This window comes from Corynebacterium haematomassiliense (assembly GCF_013978595.1).
GTDB classification, from domain to species: Bacteria; Actinomycetota; Actinomycetes; order Mycobacteriales; family Mycobacteriaceae; genus Corynebacterium; species Corynebacterium lehmanniae.
On the sequence record NZ_JACDTZ010000001.1, the window covers coordinates 617,924 to 642,551 of the forward strand.

The window sequence follows — 24,628 nt, forward strand, 5'->3', positions numbered from 1 at the left end:
GCCTATCCCTGCACCATCTTCTCAACGTATTTGGCCACGATGTCCACCTCGAGGTTCACCGGGTCGCCTGGGGCGAGCGCGCCAGCGGTGGTCTCGCGCAACGTGGTGGGGATCAGCGAGACCTCGAAGTAGCCCTCGCCCACCGCTGAAACGGTCAACGAGGTGCCGTTGACCGCGATGGAGCCCTTCTCCACCACGTAGCGCTCAAGCTGCTTTGGCAGCGTGAAGCGCACCACCTCCCAGTGCTCCGACGGGGTGCGCGAGACCACCTCGGCCACACCGTCGACGTGGCCCTGGACGATGTGGCCGCCCATCCGCTGGCCCGCGGCAAGCGCCCGTTCCAGGTTCACCTCGGAGCCGGCCTCGTAGGTGCTGAGCCGGGAACGGTCCATGGTCTCGCGCATCACGTCCGCGGTGAAGGTGCCGTTCGCGTTGTCCACCACCGTCAGGCACACCCCGTCCACGGCAATCGAGTCGCCGGGGGCGGCGTCCTCGGTGACCTTGGGGGCGCGCACGGCGATCCGGACGGCGTCGTCAAGCAGCTTCAGCTCCTCCACCACACCGATTTCCTCAACGAGTCCCGTAAACATCTCTCTCCATTTCTATGAACACATCGCCTCCCACCGGCCGCACGAGGGTGGTGCGGAAGCGGCGGGCGTCGGCGATGGTGCCGGCGATCGCGCGGTCGAGCACCCCGCGGCCGGCGCCGAGAAGCGCGGGCGCGATGTAGGCCTGCACCGCGTCCACCAGATCCAGCTCGAGAAAGCTCGCGGCGAGCGTCGCGCCGCCTTCGACCAGCACGTCGCGCGCACCGGTTGCCCACAGCGCTTCTAATGCCTCCTCGGGTGTGGCGTACTGCTCGAAGCCCAAGCGGGTGAGGTTGCCCTCGGGCACCTCGCGCGTGCCGACGACCACGCGGCGCGGCTGGTGCCCGCGCAGCGTGCCGTCCGGGAAGCGCGCGGTCAGCGACGGGTCGTCCGCGATCGCGGTGCCGGTGCCGACGATGATGGCGTCGAGCTTCGCGCGGTCCTCGTGCGCCAGCTCGCGGGCTTCATCGCCGGTGATCCACTTGCTCGTGCCGTCCGTCGCGGCGGTGAAGCCGTCGAGCGTGGAGGCGAACTTCAGCGTCACGCTCGGACGGTTGTGGCGCACCGAGCGCAGCCACGGCTGCAACGCCGCGATCCGCACCGGCTGGAAGTCCACCTCGACGCCGTGGGAGCGCAGGTACTCGGCCCCGCCGGCGGCCGTCTCGTTCGGGTCGGCGGTGAAGTACACCACCCGTCTAATCCCCGCCTCCACCAATGCCTGCGAGCAGGGGCCGGTGCGGCCGGTGTGGTTGCACGGCTCCAGGGTCACCACGGCGGTCGCGCCCCGGGCGCGCTCGCCCGCGTCTCGCAGGGCGTTGATTTCCGCGTGCGGTCCGCCTGCGGGCGAGGTTGCGCCGGTGGCGATGAGTTCACCGGAGGCGTCGATAAGCGCGCAGCCCACCGGCGGGTTCGGCGGGGTGGTGCCGCGGACGGATTCGCCCGCCTCGATGGCGGCGGCGATGGCGCCGAGCTCCGCCGTCACCCTCGCGCGGCCTCGCGGGCGAGCTCGCGCAGGCGCTCCACCGCCTCACCCGGGTTGTCGGCGCCGAAGACCGCGGAGCCGGCCACGAACGCGTCCACGCCGGCCTCCGCAGCCTGCGCGATGGTGGCGTTTGCGATGCCGCCGTCGATGCCGATGATGGTGTCCAGGCTGGCCTCCGCGATGCGGTCGCGCAGCACCATGACCTTGCTTAAGACCTCCGGCATGAACTTCTGCCCGCCGAAGCCGGGCTCCACGCTCATGACCATGACCTGGTCGAAGTGCTCCAGATCGTCCAGGTACGGCTCAATCGCGGTGCCGGGCTTGATGGCAAAACCGGACTGCACGCCCAGCTCGCGGCACTGCCTCGCGGCCGCGACGTGGTCGACGGTGGCCTCAACGTGGAACACCAGCCGGTCGCCGCCAGCTTGGACGTAGGTTTCGAACCAGCGCTCCGGCTCCTCGATCATCAGGTGCATGTCCAGGAACTGGTCGGTCACCCCGTTTACCGCCTTTGTCACGTCCGGCCCGAAGGAGAGGTTGGGCACGAAGTGGCCGTCCATGATGTCCACGTGAATCAGGTCCGCGTTGGGAACCTTGCGCACGTCCTCGCCGAGGGCGGCGTAGTTCGCGGCCAGAATTGATGGGGCGATCTGAATCATGGGTCCTACCCTAGCTTTTTGCGCAGCACCGCGAAGAACATTGCGTCGGTGCCGTGGCGGTGCGGCCACATCTGCACGCTCGGCCCCTCGCCCACGTCCTCCATGCCGGCGGCCCACTCGCGGGCGTCGAGCTCATCCACATCGCCTTTCGCCAATTGCTTCTCGACGATCCTCCGGGTCTCCCGCACATCCGGCGAGCACGTGGAGTAGACCACCACCCCGCCCGGCTTGGCCAGGTTCACGGCGGATTGGAGCAGCTCTTCCTGCAGCTGGTTCAGCTCCGCGATGTCGCCTTCGGACTTCGTCCAGCGCGCCTCCGGGCGCCGCCGCAGCGCGCCGAGGCCAGAGCAGGGCGCGTCGACAAGGATGCGGTCGTAGCCGGGTTCGAGTTTGGAGTCGCGCCCGTCCGCGGTGTGGACCGTCACCGGCAGGCCGCGCACCGTCTTGGTGATCAGCTCCGCGCGGTGCGGGCTGACTTCGACGGCGTCGACCGTGGCGGCGTCGATAGCCGCGATGGCCCCGATGAGCGCGGCCTTGCCGCCGGGACCCGCGCAAAGGTCAAGCCAACGGCCTTGATCCTGCTCGACGGGGACCTCGGTGACGGCACGCGCGATGATCTGCGAGCCCTCGTCCTGCACCGCGGCAAGCCCCTCGCGCACCGGCTCGAGCTGGCCCGGATCCCCCTCCGGCAGGTACACCGCGTACGGCGAGTACTTGCCCTGCTCGCCGCCCGTGGACAGTGCAAGTTCTTCCGCGGAGATCTCGCCGGGGCGCGCCACCAGGTGCACGACCGGGCGGGCCGAGTCCGCCTCGAGCGCGGCTTCCAGCTCGTCGCGCTTGTCACCGAGCGCCTCCGCGAAGGAGCGCGCGATCCACTCCGGGTGGGCGTGGGTGAAGGCCAGCGCGCCCAGCTCGTTGTCCGGGGCGAGGGTGCGCAGCCACTCGTCGGCGGGCGTGCGGCCGATGGAGCGCAGCACGCCGTTCGCGAAACCTTTCGCCTTCTCATGGCCCGCAGCCTCGACGAGCCGCACCGAGGTGTCCACCGCGGCGTGGTCGCCCACCCGGGTGTAGAGCAGCTGGTAGGCGCCCAGGCGCAGCGCGGCGAGCACCTCGGGCGCGATGCGCTCGAGCTCGCGCGATGAGTTTTTCGCGATCACCGCGTCGAGTACCCCGAGGCTGCGCAGCGTGCCGTAGGCCACCTCGGTGGCAAAGGCGGCGTCGCGTCCGGTGATCTTCCGCTCGCGCAGGATGCCGGGCAGGGTGAGGTTGGCAAACGCGCCGTCGCGGGCGACGCGCAGCACCACCTCGAAGGCCGCCTCGCGCGCCGGGTCGCCGATGCTGGCCGGGCGGCCCTTCACCGTGTAGCGCTGGCGCCCGCCGCCCTGCTTGCGCGGCTGCTGCTTTGCCCTGCTGCCTTGCTGCCGGTTGCGTGCAGGTTTGTCCTCTCGACGCCCCGCGGACCGCGACCTGAAACCTCCGCTCACTCGAACACCACTCCTTCTTTCGCCTCCGGGTTGAGTCCGCGGGCCCAGTCCGCCGCATTCATCATCTTCTTGCCCGGCGGCTGGATCGTGCCCAGGCGAACGTCGCCGCCGGCGGTGCCCACGAGCACCTCGTTTTTGCCAAACGCGGCCTCGCCCGGGGCGAGCGCGCCCTCCCCGGTCGGGGTGACTGGGCCGAGCTTGAAGCGGTCGTCCCCGCGCATCGTCCACGCACCCGGGGCCGGGGTGTGGGCGCGGATGCCGCGGTCGATCACGGCGGCCGGCTGCGTCCAGTCCACCCGGGCGTCCGCCGGGGCGATCTTGTGGGCGTAGGTGCCCTCTTCCGGCTGCGGCGTCGGTGCAGCGGTACCGGCCTCGAGCGCACCCATGGTCTCAACCAGCAGGTCCGCACCCGCGTAGGCGAGGCGCTCCAGCAGCTCGCCGCTGGTTTCTGCCTCGCCGATGACGGTTTCCAGCGTGTCCAAGATGTCACCGGTGTCCAGGCCCTCGTCGATGCGGAAGGTGGTGGCTCCGGTGACCGCGTCACCGGCCGCGATCGCCGCCTGCACCGGCGCCGCCCCGCGCCACTTAGGCAGCAGCGAGAAGTGCAGGTTCACCCAGCCGTGTGCGGGGATGTCCAGCATGTCCGCCGGGATGAGGTTGCCGTAGGCCACCACCGGGATCGCGTCGGGGGCCAGCTCCTTCAGTTGGTCCCGGATGGCGTCGTCGCGCGTGAGACTCTCCGGGGTGAGCACCTCAATGCCGTGCTCGAGAGCGAGCGCCTTGACTGGCGACGGGTGCAGCGTGCGCCCACGGCCGCGGCGCGCGTCGGGGCGGGTGAGCACCGCGACGACCTCGTGGTCGGACGCGATGAGCCGCTCGAGCGCCGCAGCGGCGGGTTCGGGTGTGCCGGCGAATACGAGTCGCATACAAACGTTCTCCTTAGCTCCAGTCGGCGGCCCGGATCGCCGCCATCGCTTCCTTGCGCTGCTCCGGTGCCATCCTGCGCATGAACATCACGCCGTCCAGGTGGTCCGCCTCGTGCTGGATGCAGCGCGCCAAAAGCCCGGTGCCGCGCAGCGCGATCGGGCGGCCGAAGCAGTCCTGGCCGCGGACAATGACCGTCTTGTGGCGGGTGACCTCGCCTCGCACGTCCGGCACCGAGAGGCAGCCTTCGACGCCGGTCTGCATCTCATCGCCCAAGGGTTCCCACACGGGGTTGACGATGTGCCCGCGCATGCCCTGGCAGTCGAAGACGAAAATCCGGCGCGTAAGCCCGATCTGGTTCGCGGCCAGGCCGACTCCGCCGGCGTGGTCCATGGTTTCCAGCATGTCGGCGACCAGCCGCTCCAAGGCGGCGTCGAAAACAGTGACCTCTGCCGCAGCGGTGTTGAGCACTGGGTCGCCGAACAGGCGGATGTCGCGGATAGCCATGGGGCCAAAGTGTAGTAGCGCGACCCCGCTAGCCGATGTCCACCGGGTTGACCTGGATGCGCAGCGGCAGGTCCTGCTTCGCCGTCGTCCACGCCACCGCGCCGGCACGCAGGGCCTTGCCCAGCGCGGTGCGCCCGGCAAGCGGGGTGCGCACCAAGATCCGCTGCGCGGGCCCGAGCGCCTCCCGGTTCCACTCGCCCGGCAGCCGCACCCCGGGCGGCAGGTCCACCGGGCCGAGCAGCTCGGCGTGCTCGGGCAGCTCAGTGCGGGCGAAGAATTCCTCCAACCCGTCGCGTGGGGCGTCCACAACCGCCACGTGCACCGCCGGCGGGAAGCGGGCCTCGCGCCGCAAGGAAAGCTCCAAAGCTGCGAACCCGGGCGCGTCCCACCGGATCAGGTGCTGCACCACGGGCAGGGAGGGCTCGGCCACCACGACCACTTCCCCGCCTGCGCTGTGCGGCTGCACCAGCGTGGCCGCCCCCATCCACTTGGCAAAGGTGTCTTCCACCGCGCGCAGGTCGGGCCGCTGCATCAGCGCCCAGGCGTCCAGAAGCACCGCCGCGCCGTAGCCGCCGTCAACGTGCGGCTCCGCACCCGGCGTGGCCACCACCAGCGCCGGGCCCGCCGGCACCTGCGCGCGCACGTTGTCGCCGCCCGAGGTGATCACCTTGTACTTGGCAAAGGCGCGGCCGAGCTCCTCGGCGGTGCGCTCGGTGCCCAGCACCACCGCGCGCAGCCTGCGCGAGCCGCACGTCGGGCACACGTGCGCCGGGTCCATCCGGCCGCACCACCGGCAGGTCGGCGCCGCGGCCTCGCCGCCCGAGGGCAGCCCGAGCGGCCCGTTGCACCACCTGCACCGCGCCGGTGTGCGGCACTGCCCGCACGCCAGCGACTGGATGTAGCCGGTGCGCGGCACCTGGAACAGCACCGGGGTGCCACGCTCGAGCGCCTTCGCCGCCGCCTGGAACGCCGACGACGGCAGACGCGCCTGTTTCGCGCGCGGGTCGCGCTCCATTGCAAAGTCCGAATCCCCCGCCGCGTGGATGTACGGCGAGCGGGTGCGCAGGCTCTGTCGCGGGGCGACCAGCTCGTGCATCCACCCGGATTCCACCAGCAGCTGCGCCTCCGCGGTGCGCGCGTGCCCGCCGATGACCAGCGAGCACCCCTCCTTCGCCGCGCGGGTAGTCAGCACCTCGCGGGCGTGCACGTACGGCGCGCGCGGATCCACCAGGTTGTCGTCGCCGTCGAACATCAGCGCCGCAAAGCGCAGGTTTTTCACCGGGGCGAACGCCGCCGAGCGCGTGCCCACCACGATCCGGCCCTGCCCGTGCAGCACCGATAGGTAGCGCGAGTACCGCGCCTGCGGGCCCTGCGAGGCCGTCAGCGTAGTCACCTGGCGCGCCCCCAGGATCTCCTTCAGCGCCGCCTCGCACGCGTCCACGTCCTTCTGGTCCGGCACCACGATCAGCGCGCTCGCCCCGTCCAGCGCCACCTTCGCCGCCAGCGACGCCAGTGCCGCGGCCCAGCTGTCTCCCGGTGCGACCTGCCAGGCCGCCCGCGCAATCTTGCCGGCGACCACCGCGTCCACGAACGACTCGCCAAAGGTGTAGGCGGTCCACGCCGACAAGTCCGGCTCCCCGGCCTCCCCCAGCTCCTCCCAGGGCGTGGAAGTGTCCGTCTCCTCCGCCTTCGCGTGGCGCGCCGGGATAGCAGAACGGTAGATGTCGGACCGCACGCCTGCGTAACGGTCCGCCAGCACGTCGATAAGCTCCCGCGTCCTCGCCGGGGCCACAACCTCCGGCGAGATGACGCGCTCGATGAAGCGCAGCGACCCCTCGTGCCGCGAAGAAGATGCGCGCTCGAGCACCACGGCATCCACGAGCCGGCCCGCAAACCGCACCCGCACCCGCACCCCGGGCTGCACCGCGTCCGCCTCCTGCGAGGGCACGAGGTAGTCGAACGGCCTGTCCAGATGCGCCAGCCCGAGCATGGGCAACACGCGCGCGATTGGGGCTTCTGCGGCGGGCGTGTCAGACATGACCCCGGATTCTAAACCACCGTCCGACACCGCCTTGCCCGCGAGCGTTCCAATCCCCCAGCCCGGTCTTTTATGGAGTACTAATAAGACTGAAAGTTTTCCCCTTACGCGCGTTTGAAAGACCCCGCCACCCCATGAAACGCCTGCTCACAGCAGTCACCTCTGCCACACTCCTCGCCGCTGCAACACTGGCCCCGTCCCCCGCCTCCGCGGATGTGTCCAAGGTCACGCAGCTCGCCCTGCCGCAGGACGCAAAGATCATCTCCGGCGACAGCTTCGGCCCCATCCTCGTGCAGGGAGCTGGGTTGCCTATCGACGGCAGCTCCGCCTTCATCGCCGGCTCCTCCGACCGCGCCCGCATCGCCGTCGAGGACGGCTGGCGCCGCGCCTACAACGGTCTTCCCGGGCAGGTGAAGCAGGCCGTGCCGCCGCACCTGCGCCCGCCCGAGCCAGCGAAACCGGCCGATGTCACCGTCGCGCCCGCGCAGGAGCCCGCGCCGTCGCCGGTGCCGCCCAAGTGCTACAACTGCGTCGCCATCACCTACGACGACGGCCCGGTCCCCGGCAGCACCGAGCGCCTGCTGGACATCCTCAAGCGCAAGGGCGTGCACGCGACCTTCTTCGTGGTGGGCCGAAACGCCAACGCGAACCCGCAGGTCCTGCGGCGGATCCGCGACGAGGGCCACACCATCGGCAACCACTCTTATTCCCACCCGGACCTGGCCAGGCAGTCCGATGGCGCCATTGCCGCCCAGTTGGACGACACGGACGCCGCGCTGCAGAAGCAGGCCGGCCTCGACCCGCACTGGTTGCGCCCGCCCTACGGCTCCCACGACCCGCGCGTGGCGTCCGCCGCGGGTGCCCGCGGCATGGCGCTGGCCGTGTGGGACGTGGACACCGCCGACTGGCAGCACCGCAACCCCGCCACCACCTGCAAGCGGGCGGTGGACGGCGCACGCGAGGGCTCCATCATCCTCATGCACGACATCCACCAGCCAACCGTCGACGCGGCGGAGTGCGTCATCGACGGCCTGCGCGCCAAGGGGCTCAATCCCGTTGGCCTGGACGAGATGATCAAACGACCCGAGGCGGGCCACGTCTACACGCGCGCGGATTAGTTCCTATACTCTTGCCCGTGACTGAACAGCAGGACAACGGCGGCCGCCACGGATGGGTCAAAGCCATCCCCTACGCCATGCTCGCCGCCTACGCGCTCGGGCCCCTGCTGCTCATCCCGTTGGTGGGTAACCCGTGGGTGATGGTCGGGTTCATCTTCGCAGTGGCGATCATCGCCGGGCTTATCGACGGCATCGCCTTCCGCCCCACTTTGTCCCTGCCCCTTTTGACCGGGGTGGGCTTCTGGATCTCCAAGGCCCTGTACTTCAACGACGGCACGTTCATCTACTCCATCGCGGTGACGCTCGCCTGCGCGGCAGCGATGTGGGTGGGGTCGTTGGTGGGCGGCAGCTCGTCGAGAAGCAAGGCGGAGGCGTAGCCGATGGAAACCTGGAGCCTCAACCACCCCGAATACGGCCTGATCGAGGTCCGCGTCGGTTTCGACCGCGACTTCGCCGCCGAGGATCCCAGCTGGCCCGGCGACGAGGCGGACAAACCCGGCGCCCTGGCGACGGCGGAGAGCTCCCTCAAAGAGCGGATCAAACTGTGGACGAAAAACCCCACCGAGCGCATGGAGGTGCGCGTCAACGGCGAGGTGCAGCACCGCTACAACGACGTCGCAAGCGCCCGGCTGCCGCTGTTCGGCGACGGCCCGAAAGGCGGGCTGGAAACGCCGACGGGGCTCGGCACCGACCGCAAGAAACCGCACCTGAAGCTTCGGGTCAGTAGTTTCGACGAGCTGCTCAGCGTGGAGTTTCGCGAAGGCGACACGGTGGTGGAGTTCGACCCGCCCGCCGGCTCCCGCGGCGCGCACAGGCGCGAAACCATGCAGTCCAGCGAGCTCAAGCGCACCCTCATCCCCATGGCGGAAGGGCTGGGCAAGGGCGGCTGGGCGCTCGCGGTGCTCGTGCTCGGCCCGATCATCTCGAGGTTCATCGGCTGGCTAGTTGGGTTTTTGCCCGACTGGGACCTGCCCGACTGGCAGCTGCCGCACATGGACCTGCCGGTGCCGTCGCTGCCACATTTCAACCTGCCGATGCCAGACATCGACCTGCCGGAGTTCCCCGAGGTTCCCGAGTGGGCGCTGTGGCTGCTCGAGTACTCGAAGATCTGGGTGCCGGTGGTCATCGGCATCGTCGTCGGCGTGGTCGCGCTGCGCAACCACCGGCGTTCCGAGCAAGAAAAAGCCGCCTGGCAGGAACACCAGGCGGACAAGACACCGGAGACGGACTAGACGCCGGCGGCGCCCTTCAAGTCGTCGACCTTGTCGGTGCGCTCCCACGGCACGTCGATGTCCGTGCGGCCGAAGTGGCCGTACGCGGCGGTTTGCGCGTAGATCGGGCGCTTGAGGTCCAGCTCGCGGATGATCGCCTCGGGGCGCAGGTCGAAGACCTTCTCCACCGCCTGCTGGATGCTCTCGTCCGTCTGGCCCTCCGCGGCGGTGCCGAACGTCTCCACGTACAGCCCCACCGGGTTCGCGCGTCCGATGGCGTAGGCCACCTGCACCTCGACGCGCTCCGCTAGGCCCGCGGCGACAATATTCTTGGCCACCCAGCGCATCGCGTACGCGCCGGAACGGTCCACCTTTGAGGGGTCCTTGCCGGAAAACGCGCCGCCGCCGTGGCGAGCCATGCCGCCGTAGGTGTCCACGATGATCTTGCGGCCGGTCAGGCCGGCGTCGCTCATGGGGCCACCCTGGATGAAGGAGCCGGACGGGTTGACCAGAACCTTGGTGTCCTCGCGGTAGTACTGCTCCAGGTTTGCGTCCTTGAGCACCCAGTTGATCACGTGCTCGCGAAGCGCCGCCTCCAGCGCCTCGCCGGTGAAGTCCGGGTCGTGCTGGGTGGAGATGACGATCGTGTCGATGAACGCCGGGGTCTGGCCGTCGTAGGCGAAGGTCACCTGGGTCTTGCCGTCCGGGCGCAGCCCCTCGACGATGCCCTCGTGGCGCACCTGGGACAGGCGGCGGGCCAGGCGGTGCGCCGTGGAGATCGGCAGCGGCATATACTCCGGTGTCTCGTTGGTGGCGTAGCCGAACATCAGGCCCTGGTCGCCCGCGCCGGTCTGGTCGTCCTCGCCGGTGGAGGTGTTCTCGCGGACCTCCTGGGACGTCACCACGGAATCGTGGATCTCCGAGGACTGGTCGCCGATGGCGATGTTCACGCCGCAGCTGCGGCCGTCGAAGCCGACCTCAGAAGAGTCGAACCCGATCTCCACCAGCTTCTCGCGCACGATTCGCGCGATGTTGGAGTAGGCGGAAGTGCGCACCTCCCCCGCCACATGCACCTGGCCGGTCGTGGCGAGGGTCTCCACGGCCACCTTCGCGTCCGGGTCCTGAGCAAGCATGTCGTCCAGGATCGAGTCCGAAATCGCGTCGCAGATCTTGTCGGGGTGGCCCTCGGTGACCGATTCGCTTGTGAACAAGCGGAAGTACGTATCAGTGGACAAAGCAGTCTTTCCTTAGCGTCTATGCGAACGGGTAGCGTTCCGGCGGCGTCCAACGGCTGAAACGGGAACGGCACGTCGTGAAGTGATGCCCACGATAGACCAAGCTGTCTAAATGTGCAATGTCACTGCGAGAGTCGCTCGACGGCGTCCCAGATCCGGGCCGCGACCTCGTGCTTGGTGCCGTCGGGAATCTCCTCTTCGCGGCCGTCTGCGCTAAGCAGCCAGCCTCGGTTGCGGGCCTGGCCGAACACGCCGCCGCCGGCCACGGAGTTGAGCATGAGCATGTCCGCGCCCTTGCGCTTGAGCTTGGCGCGGCCATTTTCGAACTCGTTGTCCGTCTCTGCGGCGAAGCCGATGATGGTCGCGGCGGTCTCCCCCGCCTCCCGCATCTGGACCAAGCCCTTGAGGATGTCCGGGTTTTCGGTGAGGCGGATCGTGGACAGCGCGTCATCGGCTTTGCCCTTCTTCAGCTTCGTGCTCGCTTCTGCTTCTGGACGGAAATCCGCCACGGCAGCAGCCATAATCACCACGTCGGCCTCCGGCGCTCGTTCCGCCATCGCCTGTTGCATTTCGCGGGTGGAGCCGACCTTGATCACCTCCGCGCCCGACGGCGGATCCAGCGCATCGGTCGCCCCCGCCACTATGGTCACCTTCGCGCCTCGTTGCGCGGCGACGTCGCCGAGCGCGTAGCCCTGCTTGCCGGAGGACCGGTTGCCGATGTAGCGCACCGGGTCAATGTTCTCCTGGGTGCCGCCCGCGCTGATCAGCACGCGCTTGCCCGCAAGGGTCGGGGCGAATGTGCTAGTGCGCAGCACCGTGCGAGCGAGTTCGGCGATCACGTCCGGTTCCAGCAAACGCCCGGGCCCGGTGTCTTTGCCAGTGAGACGCCCGTGCGCGGGTTCAAGCACCGTGATACCCCGCTCGCGCAGCGTGGCGACGTTCGCCTGCGTGGCCGGGTTGAGCCACATCTCGGTGTGCATCGCGGGGGCAAGCACCACCGGGCACGTGGCGACGAGGATGGTCGAGGTGAGCAGGTCGTCCGCACGCCCCGCGGCGGCCCGAGCCATGAAGTCCGCGGTCGCTGGCGCCACGACGATCAGGTCGGCCTCCTGCCCCACCCGCACGTGCTGCACCTCGTCGACGCGGGTGAACACTCCGGTGTCCACCGGGTTGCCGCTCAACGCCTCGAACGTCGCCGCACCCACGAAATTGAGCGCGTTCTGCGTGGGGATCACCCGAACCTCATCACCCGCCTCTTTGAAGTTCCGGACAAGATGGCAGGCCTTGTACGCGGCGATACCGCCGGAGACTCCTACGACAACACGCAGCGGATGGGACGAGTGTGGGGCTTCGCTCATGAGCCCCAAGCATACAAAACCGCCGCCGCCCAGCATGATTCCTGGGCGGCGGCGGACACCTGCAGAGCGCTAGCACAGCGCACTGGCAATGGGGCGAGGCTTACTGGCCTTCCTCGTGCTCGAGCAGTCCTGCCTCGATCTCGCGCAGCGCGATCGACAACGGCTTCTCGCCCGGCTCTGGAGAGACCAGCGGGCCCACGAACTCGAAGACGCCGTCCTCGGAGTTCTGGTAGAAGCTGTTGATCTGGCGGGCACGCTTCGCTGCGAAGATGACGAGCGCGTACTTCGACGACACCTTGGTCAAAAGCTCGTCGGTCGGGGGCGCCGTAATGCCCTCCGGAGTGTCGTAAACGTTCTCCTGCTGGGTGGTTTCCTCAGCAGCGGACGTCTCGGACAAATCCTTGGTTGTGTTGCTCACGTGTAACCCACTCGCTAACTGTTGTTGGAAGATGTGCCTTGAAGAATGCCGGCGATGGTGGCCACTGCCGTGTCCACGTTGTCGTTGACCACCACGACATCGAACTCGCCCTGGGCGTCGAGCTCCTCGCGGGCGGTGGCGAGCCTGCGCTCGATCACCTCCGGGGTCTCGGTGCCGCGCCCGGTGAGCCGCTGGACAAGAATGTCCCACGACGGCGGCGCCAAAAACACGGTCTGCGCTTCTGGCAGCAGGCGCTTGATGTTCCGTGCACCTGCGAGGTCAACTTCGACGAGGACGGGACGGCCCGCATCCATGGCTTCCTGCACCGGCCCGGCGGGTGTGCCGGAGCGCTGCAGCCCTCCGTGGATGTCGGCCCACTCCAGCATCTCTCCGCGGTCGATGCGGCCCTGGAAGTGCTCCGGGGTGACAAAGAAGTAGTCTTTCCCGTCCACCTCACCCGGGCGCGGAGCGCGGGTGGTCATGGACACCGAGAAGTACAAATCCGGTACGGCACTGCGAAGGCCGCTCACCACCGTCGACTTACCCACCGCGGACGGGCCGGCCAACACGACCAGCTGTCCGCGGGGAGCCACCTCAGACACGACTAGTTCTCTTCGTAGCCGAAGCGCTCGAGCAGCGCGCGACGCTGACGGTCACCGAGGCCGCGCAGACGACGGGTCTGAGCGATCTCCAGCTCCTCCATGATCTCGCGGGCCTTGACCTTGCCCACCTTCGGCATTGCCTCGAGGAGTGCGGAGACCTTGGTCTTGCCGATGATCTCGTCGGTGTCAGCCTTGTTCAGGACGTCCTTGAGCGTGGTCTCGCCGCGCTTGAGGGATGCCTTCAGCTCAGCACGCGCCTTACGGGCCTCTGCTGCCTTCTCAAGTGCTGCCTTGCGCTGCTCATCGGTCAACTGTGGAAGTGCCACGGGTTCCTCCATGTAATAGTTACGAACAATTGTCCAGTCCGACATGTGCCGGATCCGGGGCGCACTCCTCCGAATGTCATCGGTGCAATTCGCCACGTTCGGCACAGTCTAACACTGCTTTATTCTGCAACGGTTCCGCGGAGCGCGTTGTACACCGCATTTCTCCACGTCACCGTGCGACGGGACTAAACTACCAGGGATTTTGCTGGGCAGTTAATAGACCCTAGCCTTTCGCCTGTTTCCCCAGGTCAGATACGCGTTTGCGCAGCTCAGCCACATCCGGACCAGCAGTGAGCACCGAACGCGAAACACTCGGGAAAACCAGGTGTCCAATTTCACCCGCGATGGCTTCCGCATCGGCCATCGTCGCTCCCTGCGCGCCCACTCCGGGCATCAGCACCGGGGCGTTCAGGCCGTCGAGCACCGGCGGGGTTTGCACGGTCGCGCCGACGACCACGCCGACGTGCCCGATGTATTCAGGATCGTCGGCACGGTTGTACTGCGCGCACTCGTCGACCATCCACTGCGAGAGCATCTTGCCGTCGATCGTGCCGGTTTGCAGCGCCACCGCCTCCGGATTGGAGTTGGCGGCCATGACAAACACGCCCTTGCCGTGCTGCGCAGCCAATTCGATTGCCGGGTCGAGCGATCCGACGCCGAGGTACGGGGTCACAGTCAGCGCGTCCGTCTCCAGCGGAGCACCGGGCGCAAGCCAGGCTGACGCGTATCCCGCCATCGTGGAGCCGATATCGCCGCGCTTCGCGTCGGCGATCACCAAGGTGCCGCTCTCGCGCAGCCGGGCGAGCGTGTTCTCGAGCACCGCGAATCCGGCTGCGCCGAAGCGCTCGAAAAACGCCACCTGCGGCTTGACTACCGCGGCGTGGCCCGCGAAGGCCTCCACACACGTCTCCGAGAACGCGCGCAGGCCCTCGACAGTGTTGTCCAGCCCCCACTGCTCGAGCAGCACGGCGTGCGGGTCAATGCCCACGCATAGACGGCCGTGCTCCTGCCCGGCCGCCACAAGGCGCTGGCTGAAGGTCTGCGCAGCCACTACTTCGCCTCTGCTTTGCCGTGCTCGAGCTCCTGCAGGCTAGTCACCGAGATTTCGTTGGCGCGGATAGCCTCGATGCCCTGCACCGCCGCGGTGACGCCCTGCACGGTGGTCATGATGGCCACGTCGGCGACGACGGCAGCCGCGCGGATGTCGTAGCCGTCGTGGCGCGCGCCAGCGGAACCTGCCGGGGTGTTGAGCACCAGGTCGATCTCGCCGTCGAGGATGCGGTCCACGATGGATTTGCCCTCGGCACCCTCACGGACCTGGGACCCCTTGAGCACAACCTCGCACTCGATGCCGTTGCGGCGCAGCATCTGGGCGGTACCCTCCGTGGCCAGCACCTTAAAGCCCATGGTGGACAGCCGCTGGATCGGGAAGATGAGGGTGCGCTTGTCGCGGTTGGCCAGCGAGACAAACACGGTGCCTTCGGTGGGCAGCTCGCCGAACGCGGCGGCCTCCGCCTTCGCGTACGCCACGCCAAACGACGGCGCCAGGCCCATGACCTCGCCGGTGGACTTCATCTCCGGGCCGAGGATGGTGTCCAGCAGCGCGCCGTCCGGGCGGCGGAAGCGGGTAAACGGCAGCACGGCTTCCTTCACCGCGATCGGGTGCTCCATCGGCAGCGAGCCGCCGTCGTAGTCGGACGGGATCAACCCCTCCGAACGCAGCTGGGCAATCGTAGTGCCCATCATGACGCGCGCGGCCGCCTTGGCCAGGTGCACGCCGGTGGCCTTGGACACAAACGGCACGGTGCGCGATGCGCGCGGGTTGGCCTCGATGACGTAGAGGATGTCGTCCTTGAGCGCGAACTGCACGTTCATCAGGCCCTTCACGCCGATACCGTGCGCGAGCGCCGCCGCGGAACGGCGGACGTTGGCGATGTCATCCGGGCCCAGCGTCATCGGCGGCAGCGCACACGCGGAGTCGCCGGAGTGGATGCCAGCTTCCTCGATGTGCTCCATCACGCCGCCGAGGTAGACGTCCGTGCCGTCGCAGAGCACGTCGACGTCGATCTCGATGGCGTTGTCCAGGAAGCGGTCCACCAGCACCGGGTGGTCCGGGGACAGTTCGGTGGCGCGCTCGATGTAATCGCGGAGGTTGTCCTCGTCGTAGACGATCTCCATGCCGCGCCCGCCCAGCACGTAGGAGGGGCGCACCAGCACCGGGTAGCCAATGCGGTCCGCCACCTCGCGCGCACCCTCGAAGGTGGTTGCGGTGCCGTAAGCCGGGGCCGGCAGGTTCGCCGCGTCGAGCACCTTGCCGAACTCGCCGCGGTCCTCCGCCATGTCGATGGCCTTGGGGGAGGTGCCAACCACGGGCACGCCGGCGTCCTCAAGCTGCTGCGCCAGCCCCAGCGGAGTCTGGCCGCCCAGCTGGACGATCACGCCGGCGACGGTGCCGGTGGCGGCCTCGGCGCGGTAGATCTCCATGACGTCCTCGAACGTCAGCGGCTCAAAGTAGAGGCGGTCCGCCGTATCGTAGTCGGTGGAGACAGTCTCCGGGTTGCAGTTGACCATCACCGTCTCGTATCCCACACGCGACAGCTCAAGCGCCGCGTGCACGCACGAGTAGTCGAACTCGATGCCCTGGCCGATGCGGTTCGGGCCCGAGCCGAGGATGATCACCTTCTCCTTCCCGCTGTCGCTCGAGGAAGAAACAACCTCATTTTCCGCGTCCGGGTCGAGCTCGTAGGCGGAGTACAGGTACGGCACCTTGGCGTCGAATTGGCCCGCGCAGGTATCCACGGTCTTAAAGGTCGGGGCAATCCCCAGCGACCAGCGCAGCTGGCGCACCCCGCACTCCCCCGCCAGCTCCGGGCGAAGCGCGGCGATCTGGGCGTCGGACAGGCCGAACGCCTTCGCCTCACGCAAAAGCTCGGCATCGAGCACCGGGGCGTCGACAAGCTGCTGCCTGAAGTCAATGAGCGCGACGAGCTCCTCCAGGAACCACGGGTCGATGCCGGAGGCCTCGTAGACCTCCTCGACGCTCGCGCCCAGGCGCAGCGCAAGCTCTACGTCGTAGAGACGCTTGTCGGTGGGCACCTTCAGGTCCTCGAGCACCGCGGCGGCGTCGGTTGCGCGCTCGTCGGCGAAGTACTCGTCCGGCTTGGTCCAGAAACCGTTCGGCTTGTCCTCCATCGAACGCATAACCTTGTTCAGGCCCTGGATGTAGTTGCGGCCGATGCCCATCGCCTCGCCCACAGCCTTCATGGACGTGCCCAGGGTCTCGTCGGAGCCAGGGAACTTCTCAAAGGCGAAACGCGGCATCTTCACGATGACGTAGTCGAGCGTCGGCTCCGCAAGCGCGGTGGTTTCGCCGCCGGTCATGTCGTTCGGGATTTCGTCGAGCGTGTAGCCGATGGCCAGCAGGGTGGCCACCTTGGCAATCGGGTAGCCGGTGGCCTTGGACGCCAGCGCCGAGGACCGCGACACGCGCGGGTTCATCTCGATGATGATCATTCGGCCGTCTTTGGGGTTGATGGCGAACTGGATGTTGCAGCCGCCCGTTTTCACGCCGACCTCGCGGATGATGGCCTTGCCCTGCTCGATCATGGCGGTGACCTCGGGCTCGGTCATCGTCAGCACCGGCGCCACGGTGACCGAGTCGCCGGTGTGCACACCCATCGCATCCACGTTCTCAATGGTGGCGATGGCGATGCAGTTATCCGCGGAGTCGCGGATGAGCTCCAGCTCGATTTCCTTCCAGCCCAGGATGGATTCCTCGATCAGCACGTTCGCCTCCGGCGAAGCCACCAGGCCGTCGCCGGCGATGCGGTGCAAATCATCCATGTCGTACGCCAGGCCGGAGCCGAGCCCGCCCATGGTGAACGAGGGGCGCACCACACACGGGAACCCCAGCTCCACGACGGTCTCCTCCACCTCTTCCATGGTGAAGCAGACGCGGGAGCGGGCGGATTCGCCGCCAATCTTGTCCACGATGTCCTTGAATTTCTGGCGGTCCTCGCCGCGCTCGATGGCGTCGATGTCCGCGCCGATGAGCTCCACGCCGTGCTTTTCCAGAATGCCGAGGCGGTCCAGCTTGATCGCCGTGTTCAGCGCAGTCTGGCCGCCGAGGGTGGGCAAAATAGCGTCGACCGGGTGGCCCTGCTCGGCTTCGCGGGCGAGGATGCGATCGATGTAGCCGGGCTCAATCGGTTCCACGTAGGTGTGGTCGGCAAACTCGGGGTCGGTCATGATCGTCGCCGGGTTCGAGTTGACCAGCGTCACCCGCAGGCCTTCGTCCTTGAGCACGCGGCACGCCTGGGTGCCGGAATAGTCGAACTCGCAGGCTTGGCCGATCACGATCGGGCCGGAGCCGATGACCAGGACGTGGTTCAAATCGTTACGCTTCATGTCTGTATCTCCTGGTCTTTCTCTTAGGCTTCTTGGCTTTCGACGGTGACCTGGCCCCGCACCATCTTTCCCTCGCGGGCAGCGGCGGCCAGGTGTCGGACGAGCTTGCGGGTGTCCACGCCCCACAGCCCGGTAATCCCCTGCGCCTCGAGCTCTTCGGCGAGGGTGCGCTGGGCGTTGTGGTTGGAAGCGATGCGCGCGAGGTCGCGCACGATGACTGCTGCGGCGGTGATGTCGGTGCTGCCGGATGCGCCCTCGCCGGTCCAGCCGACGTTGCCCACCTGCGGGGTGGCGAAGACGAGGATCTGGCCGGCGCGCTCGGCTTCGCACAGCTCGCGCTCGTAGCCGAACATGTCGGTGGTGAAAGCGACCTCGCCGGCGACTTCGTTCTCTGCAGGCATCGCGCCGAAGATGAAGCCGGGGAAGGCGGAGCCGTCGTCAAGCACGAGCGTTGCGCGCGTGCGCTGGGGTTGTGTGGTGGTGTTTTCAGACATGGTTTACGCCTTCTTCGAGTCGTAGGTTTGGGTGCCGCGCAGCCAGGTGCCAACCACGCGGGCGGAAAATTCGATGCCTTCGTACGGGGTGTTCGAGGCCTTGGACGCCATCTCATCGCCGTGGGCGGTCCACGGCGACTCCGGGTCCACCAGGACGAGGTTGGCCGGCTCGCCGACGTTGATCGGGCGGCCCTGGTCTTTCAGGCGCAGGATCTCGGCCGGCCGCTCGCTCATGACCTTGGCCACGAAGCGCCAATCGGCCAGCCCCGGCTCGACGAAGATGCGGTGGACCACGGCAAGGGAGGTCTCCAGGCCGAGCATGCCGGGCTTGGCGTTCTCGAACTCCACGCACTTGTCTTCGGAGCCGTGCGGGGCGTGGTCGGTGGCGACCACGTCGACGGTGCCGTCGAGAAGCGCCTGCTTGAGTGCCTCAGCGTCGCGCGCCTCGCGCAGCGGCGGGTTCACGCGGGACAGGCCGTCGTAGGTGGCGAGCTTCTCGTCGGTGAGCATGAGGGGGTGCGGGGTGACCTCGGCGGTGACGTCGATGCCCTGGTTCTTGGCAAAGCGCAAAAGCTCCACGGTGCCCTCGGTGGAGGCGTGGCACAGGTGGTAGCGGCCGCCGTAGTCGCGGGTCATGATCGCGTCGCGCGCCACAATGGACTCCTCCGCCACGCGCGGCCAACCGCGCAGCCCCAGGCGCGCGGCCTGCTCGCCCTCGTGGGCGACAGAGCCTTCAGTCATGCGGTGGTCCTCGGCGTGCTGCGCGAGCACCACGTCGTGCGCCTTGGCATACTCGATGGCCCGGCGCATCAGCTGAGGGTCGTTGACGCACTTGCCGTCGTCGGAGAACATGCGCACGCCGCTGCGGGACATAAGCCCGATCTCGGTGAGCTGCTCGCCCTTCAGCCCCTGGGAGATGGAGCCGACCGGGTAGACATCGCACTTGCCGTACTCCTGGCCCTTCGCCCACACCGCCTCGGCGAGGAACGGCTGGTCTATCACCGGGGAGGTGTTCGCCATGGTGAACACGGCGGTAAAACCGCCCTTGGCCGCGGCGTCGGAGCCGGTGGCGATGGTCTCGGTGTCCTCGCGGCCGGGCTCGCGCAGGTGCACGTGCATGTCCACCAGGCCCGGCAGCAGCACGTTGCCCCCGCAGTCCATGACCTCGTCCGCGTCGTCAAAGGGGTTCTCCCCGACCGCGTCGATCACGCCGTCGGCGACGTCGATGAGAATGTTGGTCACGTCCTCGCCGTACGGGCGGACGTTGTTCAAAGCGAGCGTGGTCACTTGCTGGCTCCTTCCTCATTGCCGCCCTGCTCTCCTGAGCTGGCGAGCAGCGTAAACAGCACGGCCATGCGGGTGTAGACACCGTTGGAGACCTGGCCCAGCACCACGGCGTTGTCGCGGTCCGCGACGTCGAAGTTGATTTCCATGCCGCGCAGCATTGGACCCGGGTGCATGATCAGCGCCGAGTCCTTCATGCGGTTCGCGCGGTCCTTGCTCAGCCCGTAGAGGGTGGCGTACTCGCGGTGCGACGGGAAGAAGCCGCCGTGCATGCGCTCAGCCTGCACGCGCAGCATCATCACCACGTCCGCCTGCTCGACCTCCGCGTCGAAGTCGTGCGACACGCGCGCCGGCCAGTACTGCACGCCGGTGGGCAGAAGCGTCGGCGGGGCCACCAGCACAACCTCTGCGCCGAGGGTGTGCAGCAGGTCCACGTTGGAGCGCGCCACGCGCGAGTGCAGGATGTCGCCGACGATGAGCACGGTCTTGCCGGCCACGTCGCCGATGTGCTGGCGCATAGTCACCGCGTCCAAAAGCGCCTGGGTGGGGTGCTGGTGCTGGCCGTCGCCTGCGTTGATGATGCTGGTCTCCGGCAGCCACGTGCGCAGAAGCTGGGATGCGCCCGAGGCCGGGTGGCGCATGATGATCGCGTCCGCGCCGATGGCCTCGAGGGTCGCCGCGGTGTCTTTGAGCGACTCGCCCTTCTTCACCGACGACGAGGACGCGGACAGGTTGATCACGTCCGCGCTCATCCACTTGCCCGCGGTCTCAAACGACGAGCGGGTGCGGGTGGAGTTTTCGTAGAACAGCGTCATCACGGTGCGGCCGCGCAGGGTGGGCAGCTTCTTTATCTCGCGGCCGTCCAGGGCTTCGCGAAAACGGTCCGCTTCGTCCATCAGGCCGACAATTTCCTCGCGGGTAAGGTCCGCGATGTCGATCAGGTGCTTCATTTACGCCTCCCTAGCCAGCGTGACCCGGTCCTCGGCATCGAGCGGCGTCAGCGAGACGGTGACGTCCTCGTCCTTCGAGGTGGGGATGTTTTTGCCCACGTAGTCTGCGCGGATGGGCAGTTCTCTGTGGCCGCGGTCCACCAGCACCGCCAGCTGGATGGCTGCGGGGCGGCCGATGTCGCGCAAGGAATCCAGCGCCGCGCGGATGGTGCGGCCGGAGTACAAAACGTCGTCGACAAGGATGACCACTGCCCCGTCAATGTCCACCGGGATGTTGGTGGGCCGCAGGGCGCGGTGGGGGCGGTTGCGCAGGTCGTCGCGGTAGAGCGTCACGTCCAGGCTGCCCACGGGGATTGCCACCCCGGAAAATTCTTCAACGGCCTCTGCGATGCGCTGCGCCAACGGCACTCCCCCGGACGGAATTCCCAGCAGCACAACCTGCGGACTGGTCTCATCGTCCAACGCCGTTTTTTCGATGATCTGGTGCGCGATGCGTGCAACAGTGCGGCCGACATCTTGAGCGTTCAGCAACTCAACGGTCGACCGTTCGTTCTCACTCATCGAACCTCCTTCCCCGCCTCACAGTGCGGAATTTAAAGGATTTCGAACCGGCCCCGCCTACCGGGGCCGTGTGTAGTCTTGGGACCGCGTTTCACCTTAGCACCTGCATGTATAAACCGGGAAGGATTCCATGGGCATCCACGCTGAGTACACCCTCCCCTTCGACCGCGGCACCGTCTGGCGCTGGCACACCCGCCCAGGCGCAGTCACCCGCCTTACCCCCGGATTCCTGCCGATGCGGGTGGCAAGCGAAGCGGCGTCGATACGCAGCGGCACCACAGTATTCCGCCTCCCCGCGGGCCAAAAGTGGGTCGCGCGCCACCTCTCCGACGGCTACGTCGCGGGCCACCAGTTCACCGACATCGCCGCGAACCAGCCGGTGCGCGCGACTACTGGTTGGCGCCACGTGCACCGCTTCGAGGACGCGGGCGAGGGCACATTGCTTATCGACGACGTCAGTGCCCGCATCCCAGAAGCCGCGCTCCGCCCCGCCTGGGCTTATCGCCAACGCCAGTTGGTGGAGGACCTGCGGTTCATCGCTTCCCTGCCTCACGCCGCCCCGAAGACGGTGGCCATGACCGGCTCCAGCGGCCTCGTCGGCACCCACCTGCGCGCGCAGCTAACCACCGCCGGGCACACCGTGATCCCGCTGGTGCGAGGCACAGCGGGCCCCGGCGAGCGGCACTGGGACATGGACAACCCGGCAGCTGACCTGCTAGCCGGCGTGGACGGGGTGATCCACCTCGCAGGCGAGACCATCATGGGCCGGTTCACCGAAGAAAAGAAGCGCAGCATCCGCGACTCGCGCGTGGAGCCCACCCGCAGACTCGCCCGCCTCGCCGCGGACTCGGGAGTGGAGGTCTTCGTCGGCGCCTCGGCGGTGGGGTACTACGGGACAGATGCTGGCAGCGTTCCACGCGCCGAGGCTGACGGGCCCGGCGAGGGGTTCTTGGCCGAGGTCTGCGACGCCTGGGAGCACGCCGCCAATGTCGACGGGATGCGCAGCGTGCACATCCGCACCGGGCTGGCGCTGTCCAGCGCTGGCGGGCTGTTGCCGGTGCTCAAGGCCAGCGTCAACGCGGGGCTCACCGCGCAGTTCGGCCGCGGCGATTTCTGGATGAGCTGGGTGGCGCTGGACGATCTGACCGATTTCTACGTGCGCGCCCTGCTGGACGAGACGGTCTCCGGGCCCGTCAACGCCACTGCGCCAGAGCCGGTGACCAACGCCGAAATGTCTTCCACCCTCGCTCGCCTGCTGCACCGGCCGGACGTATTTTCCATCCCGACGTTCGGCCCGAAACTGCTGCTGGGCGAAGAGGGCGCGCACGAGCTCGCGCTGGCGGACCAACGCGTCCTGCCCACCGTGGCCGCCGAACACGGCTGGCGGCTGCGCTACCCCACCCTCGACGCAGCCCTGCGCCACGAGTTGGGCCGCGAGCAGCTGCTAGTCTCGCAGGCGTGACTACAGATCAAACCGAAGAGCCCGTCCAGCCGAGCGAGCACCCCGAACGCAACGTGACCGAGCAGGTCACGCCCGAGGCCGTCGCCGCGATCTTCGAGGAAGAAAACCTCGAGTACCGCATCGAAGACCAGCTGGTGCGTTCCGGCTTCATTAACGCCGCCATTGCGGTCGTCATCGATGGCGATCACCTCGTGTTCGAGGCGCTGTGGCGCGGCGAGTTCCCCCGCGAGATGGCGCCGAAGGTGCTCTACGCGTGCAACGAGCACAACCAGACGCACTTCGCGCCCACCCTGCGTTTCTTCGAACGCGGCGAGGACCAGCTGGCCATCAGCGCCATCCGCGCGATGCGCATCGCCGAGGGTGCGTCGTTCAACCAGCTCGGCGCGTTCATCGCCAGCTCCATCGACACCACGTTGCAGGCCTTCGACTTTTTGAAGAACACTTTCCCCACCGTTGTCACCTGGGAGGAGCCGCAGTAATGAGCAACGCAACGCTCGTGACCATCGACCGCGTGATCAAGGCCATGGCCGGCCACGACGTGGAGGTCTCCGACGACCCCTCGGGCCGCGCGGGCCACGCCAACGTCAACGGCTACAATCTGCTGTTCGTGCTGCTGGATTCCGTGCTCATCGTCCGCGCGGACTCCGTCACCGACACCCCAGCCGACACGCCTGACGCCACGTTGTACCTGGCGGCGAACCAGGTCAACAGCTCCTACCTGGACGCGCGCGCCCTCGTGGTCAACCGCACCGAGAACCTCGTCGTGCGCACCGAAGCTGAGGTCCAGGTCGGTGCAGGGCTCGCAGACGACCAGCTTTCCAATTCGCTCAAGGCCGCCGTCGACGGCGTGCTGGCCACCCAGGACGCGATGCGCGCCCTGGTCGGCGAGATTCAGAAGCAGGCCGAGGCCGCCGGCGTCGCCCCGGCTGACGGCGAGACCGACTCCCCGGCCGAGCCCGACCCCACCGACTCCGCCGACTAGGAGTTCGCCAGACGCTCCAGCTCAACCTCGGGATCGAAATCGGCGGCAGGCCACTCGAGGTTGAGCGACTTGAGCGCATCGAAAAGCAATGCCTTGACCACCGTGCGGCAGTACTTCTTGTTGTCGGACGGGATGCAGTACCACGGCGCGACCTCTGTGGACGTGCGCGTCATGGCGATCTGATAGGCGGCCATGAACTGGCTCCACAGCTTGCGGTCCTCGATGTCGCTCGGGTTGTACTTCCAGTGCTTGTCCGCCCGCTCGATGCGCTTTTTCAGGTTCTCAGCCTGGAACTCGCGCGAGATGTGCGGCATCACCTTGATGATCTTCGTGCCACGCGACGCGAGCTCGTTCTCGAATTCCACGATCGCGCCGTAGCGGCGCTCGATCTCCTCCGGCGGCGCCATCTGCTTCACGCGCTGCACCAGCACGTCCTCGTAGTGCGAGCGGTCGAACACCGCGATCTGCCCCGGCTTGGGCAGGTGCGGGGTGAAGCGCCACAAGAAATCGTGGGCGGCTTCCTCCTCCGTCGGGCGCCCGAATCCCTGGACGCGCACGCCCTGCAGGTCCATGGTCGCCCCGATGACGTTGCGGACCATGCCGCCCTTGCCGGAGGTGTCCATGCCCTGCAGCACCAGCAGGATCGAACCGGCGTCCTCGTTGCCGGCGCGTCCGTTGGCGAAGAGCATCTCCTGCAGCTCATCTAGGTCGCCGTCATAGTCGTGGAACGCGTCGTCCACGTCCGAGACGCCCGGTGTCGCAGCTGGGTCCACGTCCGCGAGCTGGAAATCGGGTCCCACGAAAAACTGCTTGGCTTCCTCAACGGTGAGCTTCGACATGTCGCTTCCTTTCGGTGGTGTTCGGTCTGGAAGTCGAGTAAAGGAGGTCGAGTACGCCGCTCAATGGGCGTGTACTCGACCTCCTCTACTCGACTTTCTGCCGGGCCCAGTACTAGCCGCGGGTCCCGTCCGTCGCCGGTTCCCCGGCCTCCAAGTCTTCGGTGGACTCGGCGATCTCGTGCGCCGTGGCTGCGTCGGTG

Annotated in this window: 25 protein-coding genes; 6 read left to right on the forward strand and 19 right to left on the reverse strand. The window is 67.8% G+C overall.

Annotated elements, in window-relative coordinates:
- Positions 1 to 2: 2 nt before the first annotated feature.
- From H0193_RS02975 to H0193_RS03005, 7 genes are read right to left on the reverse strand one after another with little or no spacing between them, the layout of a single operon-like run.
- The gene (locus tag H0193_RS02975) at positions 3 to 590 is read right to left on the reverse strand and encodes a riboflavin synthase (protein ID WP_181888484.1); all 588 of its coding nucleotides are present in this window, start codon (positions 588 to 590) and stop codon (positions 3 to 5) included.
- A complete protein-coding gene (gene ribD, locus H0193_RS02980) occupies positions 571 to 1,569 on the reverse strand; it encodes a bifunctional diaminohydroxyphosphoribosylaminopyrimidine deaminase/5-amino-6-(5-phosphoribosylamino)uracil reductase RibD (protein ID WP_338026578.1) in 999 nt (332 codons plus the stop codon). Before ribD ends, H0193_RS02975 begins: the two co-directional genes overlap by 20 nt.
- Complete coding sequence (gene rpe / locus H0193_RS02985) at positions 1,566 to 2,228, reverse strand: ribulose-phosphate 3-epimerase (protein ID WP_181888485.1); 663 nt, start codon at positions 2,226 to 2,228, stop codon at positions 1,566 to 1,568. Before rpe ends, ribD begins: the two co-directional genes overlap by 4 nt.
- A 5-nt stretch (positions 2,229 to 2,233) precedes the next feature.
- Complete coding sequence (locus H0193_RS02990) at positions 2,234 to 3,712, reverse strand: transcription antitermination factor NusB (RefSeq protein ID WP_181888486.1); 1,479 nt, start codon at positions 3,710 to 3,712, stop codon at positions 2,234 to 2,236.
- Positions 3,709 to 4,638 (reverse strand): methionyl-tRNA formyltransferase, encoded by a 930-nt coding sequence (gene fmt, locus H0193_RS02995; RefSeq protein WP_181888487.1) that lies wholly within the window; start codon positions 4,636 to 4,638, stop codon positions 3,709 to 3,711. Before fmt ends, H0193_RS02990 begins: the two co-directional genes overlap by 4 nt.
- A 13-nt stretch (positions 4,639 to 4,651) precedes the next feature.
- On the reverse strand, positions 4,652 to 5,143 hold the full coding sequence (def, locus tag H0193_RS03000) for a peptide deformylase (protein WP_181888488.1): 492 nt from the start codon (positions 5,141 to 5,143) through the stop codon (positions 4,652 to 4,654).
- 28 nt (positions 5,144 to 5,171) lie between these two features.
- Positions 5,172 to 7,181: a primosomal protein N' gene (locus tag H0193_RS03005; RefSeq protein ID WP_181888489.1), complete on the reverse strand. Its 2,010-nt coding sequence runs from the start codon at positions 7,179 to 7,181 to the stop codon at positions 5,172 to 5,174.
- Positions 7,182 to 7,315: 134 nt separating this feature from the next.
- Between H0193_RS03005 and H0193_RS03010 the strand changes: the two genes are divergently transcribed.
- Genes H0193_RS03010 through H0193_RS03020 form a run of 3 tightly spaced genes read left to right on the forward strand, consistent with a single transcriptional unit; the run spans position 7,316 to position 9,531 of the window.
- Positions 7,316 to 8,299 carry a polysaccharide deacetylase family protein gene (locus H0193_RS03010; protein ID WP_181888490.1) on the forward strand — a complete coding sequence of 328 codons (984 nt, stop codon included), beginning with the start codon at positions 7,316 to 7,318 and terminating at the stop codon, positions 8,297 to 8,299.
- Between the two features lie 17 nt (positions 8,300 to 8,316).
- Positions 8,317 to 8,676, forward strand: coding sequence for a hypothetical protein (locus H0193_RS03015; protein WP_181888491.1), 360 nt, complete (start codon positions 8,317 to 8,319; stop codon positions 8,674 to 8,676).
- 3 nt (positions 8,677 to 8,679) lie between these two features.
- Positions 8,680 to 9,531 carry a hypothetical protein gene (locus H0193_RS03020; RefSeq protein WP_181888492.1) on the forward strand — a complete coding sequence of 284 codons (852 nt, stop codon included), beginning with the start codon at positions 8,680 to 8,682 and terminating at the stop codon, positions 9,529 to 9,531.
- Here H0193_RS03020 and metK read toward each other — a convergent pair.
- The 11 genes from metK to pyrR form a co-directional block, all read right to left on the reverse strand.
- Entirely contained in the window at positions 9,528 to 10,745 is a 1,218-nt protein-coding gene (gene metK / locus H0193_RS03025) for a methionine adenosyltransferase (protein WP_181888493.1), read from the reverse strand. The two genes, H0193_RS03020 and metK, sit on opposite strands and share 4 nt — an antisense overlap.
- A 122-nt stretch (positions 10,746 to 10,867) precedes the next feature.
- A complete protein-coding gene (coaBC, locus tag H0193_RS03030) occupies positions 10,868 to 12,103 on the reverse strand; it encodes a bifunctional phosphopantothenoylcysteine decarboxylase/phosphopantothenate--cysteine ligase CoaBC (RefSeq protein ID WP_181888494.1) in 1,236 nt (411 codons plus the stop codon).
- Between the two features lie 100 nt (positions 12,104 to 12,203).
- The gene (rpoZ, locus tag H0193_RS03035) at positions 12,204 to 12,500 is read right to left on the reverse strand and encodes a DNA-directed RNA polymerase subunit omega (protein ID WP_202032159.1); all 297 of its coding nucleotides are present in this window, start codon (positions 12,498 to 12,500) and stop codon (positions 12,204 to 12,206) included.
- A 35-nt stretch (positions 12,501 to 12,535) separates the two neighbouring features.
- A complete protein-coding gene (gene gmk / locus H0193_RS03040) occupies positions 12,536 to 13,123 on the reverse strand; it encodes a guanylate kinase (protein ID WP_181888496.1) in 588 nt (195 codons plus the stop codon).
- Between the two features lie 2 nt (positions 13,124 to 13,125).
- Positions 13,126 to 13,449, reverse strand: coding sequence for an integration host factor, actinobacterial type (gene mihF / locus H0193_RS03045; protein ID WP_181888497.1), 324 nt, complete (start codon positions 13,447 to 13,449; stop codon positions 13,126 to 13,128).
- Positions 13,450 to 13,672: 223 nt separating this feature from the next.
- Entirely contained in the window at positions 13,673 to 14,500 is an 828-nt protein-coding gene (gene pyrF / locus H0193_RS03050) for an orotidine-5'-phosphate decarboxylase (RefSeq protein WP_181888498.1), read from the reverse strand.
- Positions 14,500 to 17,856, reverse strand: coding sequence for a carbamoyl-phosphate synthase large subunit (gene carB / locus H0193_RS03055; RefSeq protein WP_181888499.1), 3,357 nt, complete (start codon positions 17,854 to 17,856; stop codon positions 14,500 to 14,502). Before carB ends, pyrF begins: the two co-directional genes overlap by 1 nt.
- A 23-nt stretch (positions 17,857 to 17,879) precedes the next feature.
- Positions 17,880 to 18,350, reverse strand: coding sequence for a carbamoyl-phosphate synthase domain-containing protein (locus tag H0193_RS03060; RefSeq protein ID WP_181888500.1), 471 nt, complete (start codon positions 18,348 to 18,350; stop codon positions 17,880 to 17,882).
- A 3-nt stretch (positions 18,351 to 18,353) separates the two neighbouring features.
- On the reverse strand, positions 18,354 to 19,637 hold the full coding sequence (locus H0193_RS03065; protein WP_181888501.1) for a dihydroorotase: 1,284 nt from the start codon (positions 19,635 to 19,637) through the stop codon (positions 18,354 to 18,356).
- The gene (locus tag H0193_RS03070) at positions 19,634 to 20,584 is read right to left on the reverse strand and encodes an aspartate carbamoyltransferase catalytic subunit (protein WP_181888502.1); all 951 of its coding nucleotides are present in this window, start codon (positions 20,582 to 20,584) and stop codon (positions 19,634 to 19,636) included. The genes H0193_RS03065 and H0193_RS03070 overlap by 4 nt, the downstream gene beginning before the upstream one ends.
- Entirely contained in the window at positions 20,585 to 21,145 is a 561-nt protein-coding gene (gene pyrR / locus H0193_RS03075; protein ID WP_181888503.1) for a bifunctional pyr operon transcriptional regulator/uracil phosphoribosyltransferase PyrR, read from the reverse strand.
- A 130-nt stretch (positions 21,146 to 21,275) separates the two neighbouring features.
- Here pyrR and H0193_RS03080 point away from each other — a divergent pair, with 130 nt between their 5' ends.
- The 3 genes from H0193_RS03080 to H0193_RS03090 are packed head-to-tail and all read left to right on the forward strand — an operon-like array spanning position 21,276 to position 23,589.
- Entirely contained in the window at positions 21,276 to 22,607 is a 1,332-nt protein-coding gene (locus H0193_RS03080) for a TIGR01777 family oxidoreductase (RefSeq protein WP_181888504.1), read from the forward strand.
- Positions 22,604 to 23,086: a YbjN domain-containing protein gene (locus tag H0193_RS12435; RefSeq protein ID WP_181888505.1), complete on the forward strand. Its 483-nt coding sequence runs from the start codon at positions 22,604 to 22,606 to the stop codon at positions 23,084 to 23,086. Before H0193_RS03080 ends, H0193_RS12435 begins: the two co-directional genes overlap by 4 nt.
- Positions 23,086 to 23,589: a YbjN domain-containing protein gene (locus tag H0193_RS03090; RefSeq protein WP_181888506.1), complete on the forward strand. Its 504-nt coding sequence runs from the start codon at positions 23,086 to 23,088 to the stop codon at positions 23,587 to 23,589. The genes H0193_RS12435 and H0193_RS03090 overlap by 1 nt, the downstream gene beginning before the upstream one ends.
- Here the strand turns inward: H0193_RS03090 and H0193_RS03095 are convergent.
- Positions 23,586 to 24,428, reverse strand: coding sequence for a PPK2 family polyphosphate kinase (locus H0193_RS03095; protein ID WP_181888507.1), 843 nt, complete (start codon positions 24,426 to 24,428; stop codon positions 23,586 to 23,588). The genes H0193_RS03090 and H0193_RS03095 overlap by 4 nt on opposite strands.
- Positions 24,429 to 24,628 lie beyond the last annotated feature (200 nt).